This is a genomic window from Liquorilactobacillus vini DSM 20605 (assembly GCF_000255495.1).
Lineage (GTDB): Bacteria > Bacillota > Bacilli > Lactobacillales > Lactobacillaceae > Liquorilactobacillus > Liquorilactobacillus vini.
Window position 1 is genome coordinate 1 of record NZ_AHYZ01000159.1, and the last position, 3469, is coordinate 3469.

General features: G+C 38.3%; 2 protein-coding genes and 1 riboswitch. Both genes read left to right on the forward strand.

Going from position 1 to position 3469, the window contains the following annotated elements; all coding sequences use genetic code 11:
• Window positions 1-52 precede the first annotated feature (52 nt).
• Window positions 53-232, forward strand: a riboswitch (Lysine riboswitch).
• A 131-nt stretch (window positions 233-363) separates the two neighbouring features.
• A complete protein-coding gene (locus ON15_RS08815; protein WP_010581121.1) occupies window positions 364-1827 on the forward strand; it encodes an amino acid permease in 1464 nt (487 codons plus the stop codon).
• 284 nt (window positions 1828-2111) lie between these two features.
• Window positions 2112-3380 (forward strand): serine--tRNA ligase, encoded by a 1269-nt coding sequence (gene serS / locus ON15_RS08820; RefSeq protein WP_010581122.1) that lies wholly within the window; start codon window positions 2112-2114, stop codon window positions 3378-3380.
• Window positions 3381-3469 lie beyond the last annotated feature (89 nt).

Here is a 3469-nt window from a genome sequence, read left to right on the forward strand (position 1 = left end):
CGATTCTGGATGACCAGTTGCATTAATTGAAATTTTAAGTATAATTAAATAGTTATCGAAAAGAGGTTGCGGATGATATGAGTAGCTGCAGTGAGATGATAAAGCATCGCTGACCTGTAGTCAAAGGAGATTCCGCCGAAGTTTGAATTTGCTTTATAATTTTCAAGCTGGGATCTGATTGAAAAAATCAGGAACTGTCGCAATTGATAGATTGCGGAGCGCTGTCGAGTTTGACTTATATTTGTTAATTTGAGAAAGTCTTGCTGATTGTGATCCAGCAAGACTTTTTATTTTTAATTAAAATTTGTAATTGGTGAGTTGTGCTTGATTGGCCTCTAAGTTAGTCAAGGAGGATTTTGGAAAATGGAAGGTAAAATTCAACATGTTAGACGAGCACTGAAGACCAGACATCTATCAATGATTGCTTTAGGCGGTAGTATTGGAACTGGTCTGTTTGTAGCTAGTGGTTCGGCAATTTCGACTGCGGGCCCCGGCGGAGCGATGGCTGCTTACATTGGAATTGGAATAATGGTTTATTTTTTAATGACCAGCTTGGGAGAAATGGCAACTTATCTACCAGTAACTGGCTCATTTGCTGTTTATTCAGGTCGTTTTGTTGATCCGGCTTTAGGCTTTGCGATGGGATGGAATTATTGGTTTAATTGGGCAATTACTTTGGCAGTTGATGTTAGTACAGTTTCTTTAGTCATGAAGTTTTGGCTGCCTAATGTTCCAACCTGGGTTTTTAGTGCAATTGCATTGCTGATTATCTTTTTGATCAACAGCTTTTCAGTCTTATCTTTTGGTGAAACTGAATATTGGCTGGCGTTAATCAAAGTGGTGACAGTCGTTGTTTTTTTGATCGTGGGTTTGCTGACAATTTTTGGAATTATGGGAGGACATACAGTTGGTTTAGCAAACTTTGCTTATAAAAATGCTCCCTTTGTTGGTGGTATTCCAACCATCCTAAGCGTTTTTGTCGTTGCGGGTTTTTCTTTTCAAGGAACAGAGTTGATTGGAATCACTGCAGGCGAATCGGCTACGCCTGAAAAAAGTATTCCACAAGCGATCAAGCAAGTTTTTTGGCGAATTTTGTTATTTTATATTTTATCGATTTTTGTAATTGCATGTTTGATACCATATACAAGTCCAAATCTTTTAGGGTCAAGTGCTTCTGATATTACGATCAGTCCATTTACCTTAGTTTTTCGCCGTGCGGGGTTGGCCTCAGCAGCTAGTGTTATGAATGCTGTAATTTTGACATCAGTTTTATCGGCTGCTAATTCTGGAATGTATGCCTCAACCCGAATGTTGTACTCTTTAGCTCGTCATGGTGATGCGCCAAAGGTTTTTGGACGTTTAAGCCCAAGAGGAATTCCGTTTCCTGCTTTGTTGGGAACAACAGCAGTTGGTTTATTTACATTTTTAATGAGTATTTTTGGGACACATATTTATACTTTTTTGGTAAGTGCTAGTGGCTTGACTGGCTTTATTGCTTGGTTGGGAATTGCCATTTCACACTATCGTTTTCGTTTAGCGATGAAAAAACAAGGACGTCCGTTGTCTGAACTGCGCTATCGAGCCAAACTATTTCCTTTTGGACCAATTTTGTCTTTTGTATTGTGTGTGTTAGTTATCATTGGTCAGGATTTGAAGTCGTTTGAAAATCTTGATTGGCAGGCAATTGGTGTTAGCTACATGAGTATCCCATTGTTTTTGATTTTGTTTTGCTATTATAAAATTCGTTATCGGACCAAGATAATTCCATTAGATAAGGTTAATTTAACACCACATGATTTGAAAAAGAAGAATAGTAGCAATAGTTGACGCATAAACTGCATTATGGTAGCATAAATATAGAATTAAAAAACACGAGAGTCCGCCATAAGTAAGCTTTCAAGAGATGTGATGGTTGGTGAAAATCACAGTGCTGAAACTCCAGCGGGTGTCATGTGGGCAGGTAATGCTGCACGGGAGACCGTTATTTATTTAGAGGGTAGTAATTTTGATTGCTAAACTTGGGTGGTACCGCGGATCTAAGACTTTTTCGTCCCATTGTTATAGATGGAATGAAAGGGCCTTTTTTTATTATCTTTAGGAGGTAAATTGTAATGCTTGATATCAAAATGATTCGGCAAAATGAAGACGAGGTAAAAGAACGCTTGGCAACTAGAGGAGTCAAAGCAGAGAAAATTGATGAATTGTTAGCGGCGGATAAAAAGCGGCGGGAGTTAGTTGTCGAAAGTGAGACATTGCGTCAGCAAAAAAATGAAGTCTCAGAAGCAATTGCTCAGGCTAAACGTAATCAGCAAGATGCTAGTCAGCAAATTGCTCGGATGAAAAAAGTGGGGCAGCAAATTAAGGAACTCGAAAATAATTTGAAGGAAGCTCAAACAAAAGTAGAATATATTGCTTCACGATTGCCTAATTTGCCAAATCCTTCAATTCCGGTGGGACCAGATGAAAGCTTTAATGTTGAGTTAAAGAAGATTGGAACACCACGTAAATTTGATTTTACTCCTAAACCTCATTGGGAAATCGGAGAAAAATTGGGAATTTTGGATTTTGCTAGAGGAGCCAAAGCTGCTGGTAGTCGATTTGTTTACTACAAAGGACTAGGGGCAAAACTTGAGCGGGCAGTCTATAATTTTATGTTAGATGAGCATACTAAAGAAGGTTATACAGAGATTCTTCCGCCGTATATTGTTAATAATGCTTCAATGTATGGTACTGGACAATTTCCTAAATTTAAGGAAGATGTTTTTCAAGTTGAAGGTCAAGATATGACATTGATTCCAACAGCTGAGGTTCCATTGACAAATTATTATCGGGATGAAGTTATTCCGACTGAACAGCTGCCAGTCTATTTTACAGCTTTAACGCCATGTTTTCGTTCTGAAGCTGGCAGTGCTGGCCGTGATACCCGGGGATTGATTCGGATGCATCAGTTTAACAAAGTTGAAATGGTCAAATATTGCAAGCCAGAAAATTCCTATAATGAATTAGAAAAAATGACCAAGAATGCTGGTAATATTATGGAAAAATTAGGCTTACCATATCATATTATTACTCTTTCAACGGGAGATATGGGCTTCTCGGCTGCCATGACGCATGATCTTGAAGTTTGGATTCCGGCTCAAAACATGTATCGTGAAATTTCGAGCTGCTCTAACTGTGAGGACTTTCAAGCTAGACGTGCTCACATTCAGTATCGTGATAAAAACGGCAAACTCAGATATGTTCACACTCTTAATGGTTCTGGCTTAGCAGTTGGCCGAACAGTTGCTGCAATTTTAGAGAATTATCAAAATCAAGATGGTACAGTTACTGTTCCAGAAGTTTTACGTCCATATCTTCATGGGCTTGAGGTAATTAAATAATTTGTTGTGTGCTAAAAAGCAGTCATAAATAGGGCTGCTTTTTTTGTTATGAGAAAATTTAAAAAAGTTATTGACGATTAGCTGAATAG

Coding starts and splice junctions, on each gene's coding strand:
- ON15_RS08815 (WP_010581121.1), top strand. CDS start 364: ATGGAAGGTAAAATTCAACATGTTAGACGAGCACTGAAGACCAGACAT.
- serS (WP_010581122.1), top strand. CDS start 2,112: ATGCTTGATATCAAAATGATTCGGCAAAATGAAGACGAGGTAAAAGAA.